Source organism: Tenacibaculum adriaticum (assembly GCF_008124875.1).
In the GTDB taxonomy this organism is placed as follows: Bacteria; Bacteroidota; Bacteroidia; order Flavobacteriales; family Flavobacteriaceae; genus Polaribacter; species Polaribacter adriaticus.
Map to the genome: position 1 here is coordinate 1 of NZ_VNIA01000011.1, position 5,701 is coordinate 5,701.

At 45.0% G+C, this 5,701-nt stretch carries 2 tRNA genes and 3 rRNA genes; all 5 read left to right on the plus strand.

The features are described from left to right. The first annotated feature begins 641 nt into the window (after positions 1 to 641). Positions 642 to 2,160 (plus strand): 16S ribosomal RNA (locus tag C7447_RS14595). Positions 2,161 to 2,243: 83 nt separating this feature from the next. Further along, a tRNA-Ile gene (locus C7447_RS14600) sits at positions 2,244 to 2,317 on the plus strand. 93 nt (positions 2,318 to 2,410) lie between these two features. Then, positions 2,411 to 2,484 (plus strand) — tRNA-Ala (locus C7447_RS14605). Between the two features lie 156 nt (positions 2,485 to 2,640). Beyond that, a 23S ribosomal RNA gene (locus tag C7447_RS14610) occupies positions 2,641 to 5,434 on the plus strand. Between the two features lie 99 nt (positions 5,435 to 5,533). Further along, positions 5,534 to 5,642: ribosomal RNA gene (gene rrf / locus C7447_RS14615) — 5S ribosomal RNA — on the plus strand. Together the 16S, 23S and 5S rRNA genes with 2 tRNA genes alongside form the textbook arrangement of a ribosomal RNA operon. Positions 5,643 to 5,701 lie beyond the last annotated feature (59 nt).

The window sequence follows — 5,701 nt, forward strand, 5'->3', positions numbered from 1 at the left end:
GTATCAAACCTTATAGTTTCGGATAGGAGGTATGTATAAGTAGAGAAATTTGCAAAAAACTTTCGAGTGCAAATGACTTAAAACAAGGGTATTAAAAAATACTTTCAAAAAAGATTTAAAAAACACTTGTGAGGTTCAAAAGAGGTGGTATATTTGCACCCGCAAACGGATAAACATAGAGTTTAAAGTTAGCAAAAGTTCATTAACAAGATGTAAAGAAATAACGAAGAATAAGTTAAAAAATAATTCATTTTTTTCTTGTTTGGTAAGAAAAAGAGTTAGTATCTTTGCAGTCCGTTTTTGAGACGACAGTTCATTAAAATAGGTGTAAAACAAATTCGAAAAAAACTTCAAAAAAGTTTTTGTCATAATAAAAAGAGTTTGTAGATTTGCATCCGCTTTCAGAAAGAGAGCAAATGTTCAGAGAGATTTTGGAATAATCCTAAAAAGATTAGCTAGTTCGATTCTAGTGTTTCTACAAGAAAATTAATTGGAATTTTGGTTGAAATAGATCAAATAAGAAGGTTAATGAAGTTCATTGAAAATATTGAAATTGACAGCGTAAACAAAGAGTAGAATAACCACTCTAATTAATTAGAGAAATTCTTTTGAAACTTATTCATTAAAATTATTAAAAATTTACAATGAAGAGTTTGATCCTGGCTCAGGATGAACGCTAGCGGCAGGCTTAACACATGCAAGTCGAGGGGTAACAGGTAGCTTGCTATGCTGACGACCGGCGAACGGGTGCGTAACGCGTATAGAATCTGCCTTGTACAGGAGGATAGCCTTTAGAAATGAAGATTAATACTCCATAATACTGAGCTGTGGCATCACAATTTAGTTAAACATTTATGGGTACAAGATGACTATGCGTCCTATTAGCTAGATGGTAAGGTAACGGCTTACCATGGCAACGATAGGTAGGGGGTCTGAGAGGATTATCCCCCACACTGGTACTGAGACACGGACCAGACTCCTACGGGAGGCAGCAGTGAGGAATATTGGACAATGGAGGCAACTCTGATCCAGCCATGCCGCGTGCAGGAAGACTGCCCTATGGGTTGTAAACTGCTTTTATACAGGAAGAAACCATCTCACGTGTGAGATCTTGACGGTACTGTAAGAATAAGCACCGGCTAACTCCGTGCCAGCAGCCGCGGTAATACGGAGGGTGCAAGCGTTATCCGGAATCATTGGGTTTAAAGGGTCCGCAGGCGGTCAATTAAGTCAGAGGTGAAATCCCATAGCTTAACTATGGAACTGCCTTTGATACTGGTTGACTTGAGTTATACGGAAGTAGATAGAATAAGTAGTGTAGCGGTGAAATGCATAGATATTACTTAGAATACCGATTGCGAAGGCAGTCTACTACGTATATACTGACGCTCATGGACGAAAGCGTGGGGAGCGAACAGGATTAGATACCCTGGTAGTCCACGCCGTAAACGATGGATACTAGTTGTTGGGATTTAATCTCAGTGACTAAGCGAAAGTGATAAGTATCCCACCTGGGGAGTACGGTCGCAAGACTGAAACTCAAAGGAATTGACGGGGGCCCGCACAAGCGGTGGAGCATGTGGTTTAATTCGATGATACGCGAGGAACCTTACCAGGGCTTAAATGTAGAGTGACAGGGCTAGAGATAGCTTTTTCTTCGGACACTTTACAAGGTGCTGCATGGTTGTCGTCAGCTCGTGCCGTGAGGTGTCAGGTTAAGTCCTATAACGAGCGCAACCCCTATCGTTAGTTGCTAGCAGGTAAAGCTGAGGACTCTAGCGAGACTGCCGGTGCAAACCGTGAGGAAGGTGGGGATGACGTCAAATCATCACGGCCCTTACGTCCTGGGCTACACACGTGCTACAATGGTATGGACAATGAGCAGCCACAACGCGAGTTGGAGCGAATCTATAAACCATATCACAGTTCGGATCGGAGTCTGCAACTCGACTCCGTGAAGCTGGAATCGCTAGTAATCGGATATCAGCCATGATCCGGTGAATACGTTCCCGGGCCTTGTACACACCGCCCGTCAAGCCATGGAAGCTGGGGGTGCCTGAAGTCGGTCACCGCAAGGAGCCGCCTAGGGTAAAACTGGTAACTAGGGCTAAGTCGTAACAAGGTAGCCGTACCGGAAGGTGCGGCTGGAACACCTCCTTTCTAGAGAAAGATGGTGAGTTACAAAAGGAAATTTTACTCTTTGCTGTTAATTTTAAAACAAACACTAATATATAAGCTATTATAGTCTCGTAGCTCAGCTGGTTAGAGCGCTACACTGATAATGTAGAGGTCGGCAGTTCGAGTCTGCCCGGGACTACAAAAAGTTACATATTAGAAGGAAATTTTAGAAGTTGAGGAAGATGAGTTGTTACAACGAATAACTCAGGACTAAAAACTCATGACTAAAAATGGGGGATTAGCTCAGCTGGCTAGAGCGCTTGCCTTGCACGCAAGAGGTCATCGGTTCGACTCCGATATTCTCCACGAAGTCTTATATAGACTTAAAGTTCATTGACATATTGGTAAAATGATATCGTAAAGAATCAAGATAGAGAGTTAGATTAATATCTAACAGAATATTTTTATAAAGAATTAAATTATAAAGAGCTCGTTCTAGTATTAATACTAGAGCAAAAAGTACAATAAGCTAAATAAGGGCGTATGGAGGATGCCTAGGCTTTCAGAGGCGATGAAGGACGCGATAAGCTGCGATAAGCTACGGGGAGAAGCACATATTTTATGATCCGTAGATTTCCGAATGGGGCAACCCGGCATGTTGAAGGCATGTCACCTCGCAAGAGGAGCAAACCCGGTGAACTGAAACATCTAAGTAACCGGAGGAAGAGAAAACAATAGTGATTCCGTTAGTAGTGGCGAGCGAACGCGGATTAGCCCAAACCAATATTGTTACGGCAATATTGGGGTTGTAGGGCCACGATATTCGAAGCTAAGTGAATTAGAACTGTTTGGAAAGACAGACCAAAGAGGGTGATAGTCCCGTAAAAGTAAGCGAAGCTAAGATAGTGGTACCCTGAGTAGTGCGGGACACGAGTAATCCTGTATGAATCCACCGGGACCATCCGGTAAGGCTAAATACTCCTGAAAGACCGATAGTGAACTAGTACCGTGAGGGAAAGGTGAAAAGAACCCTAAGTAAGGGAGTGAAAGAGAACCTGAAACCGTACGCCTACAAGCGGTCGAAGCACATTTACTGTGTGACGGCGTGCCTTTTGCATAATGAGCCTACGAGTTACTGTTGCTAGCAAGGTTAAGGATTTAAGGTCTGGAGCCGGAGCGAAAGCGAGTCTGAATAGGGCGCATAGTTAGTAGTAGTAGACGCGAAACCGAGTGATCTACCCATGGGCAGGTTGAAGCTGTGGTAACACACAGTGGAGGACCGAACCAGTTGACGTTGAAAAGTCTTTGGATGACCTGTGGGTAGGGGTGAAAGGCCAATCAAACTCGGAAATAGCTCGTACTCCCCGAAATGCATTTAGGTGCAGCGTTGAGTAAAAGTTTTATAGAGGTAGAGCTACTGATTGGATGCGGGGGCTTCACCGCCTACCAATTCCTGACAAACTCCGAATGCTATAAAATGTTTCTCAGCAGTGAGGGCATGGGTGCTAAGGTCCATGTCCGAGAGGGAAAGAACCCAGACCATCAGCTAAGGTCCCCAAATATATACTAAGTTGAACTAACGAGGTTCGATTGCACAGACAGCTAGGATGTTGGCTTGGAAGCAGCCATTCATTTAAAGAGTGCGTAACAGCTCACTAGTCGAGCGATCGAGCATGGATAATAATCGGGCATAAGTATATTACCGAAGCTATGGACTTGAAAAAGTGGTAGGGGAGCATTCTATGGGTGTTGAAGGTGTACTGCGAGGTATGCTGGAACGCATAGAAAAGAAAATGTAGGCATAAGTAACGATAAAGGGGGCGAGAAACCCCCTCACCGAAAGACTAAGGTTTCCTCAGCGATGCTAATCAGCTGAGGGTTAGTCGGGGCCTAAGGCGAACCCGAAAGGGGTAGTCGATGGACAACAGGTTAATATTCCTGTACCTGCTCACACTAAAAGTGACGGATTTCCCAGATGTTTGCGTACTGACGGAATAGTACGCTGAGCCTAGCCTTCGGGCAAAGCGAAAACAAGTAAGAGGTTCCAAGAAAAGCGAGTGAAGCAGCCCGTACCGTAAACCGACACAGGTAGTTGGGATGAGAATTCTAAGGTGCTCGAGAGATTCATGGCTAAGGAACTAGGCAAAATAGACCTGTAACTTCGGGAGAAAGGTCGCCCCACTCCGGTGGGGCCGCAGTGAAAAGATCCAGGCGACTGTTTATCAAAAACACAGGGCTTTGCTAAATTGAAAGATGATGTATAAGGCCTGACACCTGCCCGGTGCTGGAAGGTTAAGTGGAGGGTTTAGCTTCGGCGAAGATCTGAAATGAAGCCCCAGTAAACGGCGGCCGTAACTATAACGGTCCTAAGGTAGCGAAATTCCTTGTCGGGTAAGTTCCGACCTGCACGAATGGTGCAACGATCTGGATACTGTCTCAGCCATGAGCTCGGTGAAATTGTAGTATCGGTGAAGATGCCGATTACCCGCAGCGGGACGAAAAGACCCCGTGAACCTTTACTATAGCTTCGTATTGACTTTGGATAAGTAATGTGTAGGATAGGTGGGAGACTTTGAAGCGGCGTCGCTAGGCGTTGTGGAGTCGTCCTTGAAATACCACCCTTTGCTTATCTAGAGCCTAACTCAGTAATGAGAACAGTGCGTGGTGGGTAGTTTGACTGGGGTGGTCGCCTCCAAAAGAGTAACGGAGGCTTCTAAAGGTTCCCTCAGCACGCTTGGTAACCGTGCGTAGAGTGCAATGGCATAAGGGAGCTTGACTGAGAGACATACAGGTCGATCAGGTACGAAAGTAGAGCATAGTGATCCGGTGGTTCCGCATGGAAGGGCCATCGCTCAAAGGATAAAAGGTACTCCGGGGATAACAGGCTGATCTCCCCCAAGAGCTCACATCGACGGGGGGGTTTGGCACCTCGATGTCGGCTCGTCACATCCTGGGGCTGGAGAAGGTCCCAAGGGTTGGGCTGTTCGCCCATTAAAGTGGCACGCGAGCTGGGTTCAGAACGTCGTGAGACAGTTCGGTCTCTATCTGCTGTGGGCGTTAGAAATTTGAGTGGATTTGACTTTAGTACGAGAGGACCGAGTTGAACTAACCTCTGGTGTATCTGTTGTTCCGCCAGGAGCACTGCAGAGTAGCTACGTTGGGAAGGGATAAGCGCTGAAAGCATATAAGCGCGAAACCCACCACAAGATGAGATTTCTTTAAAGGGTCGTGGAAGATTACCACGTTGATAGGCTATAGGTGTAAGTGCAGTAATGTATGTAGCCAAGTAGTACTAATAACCCATAGGCTTATGTACGGACTTCCCCTCTACGGAGGGGAGGACAACTCTTTGATAATTTATGATATTTTTTTACTAATATGTTAACTTATACAGTTGAAATATACTGAAACAATTTAAGGTGATTATAGCAATGGGGCTCACCTCTTACCATTCCGAACAGAGAAGTTAAGCCCATTAGCGCCGATGGTACTGCCAATGGTGGGAGAGTAGGTCGTCGCCTTTCTTTATACAGAAACCCAATCTTATATAAGATTGGGTTTTTTTTGTTTATAATACTTGCTA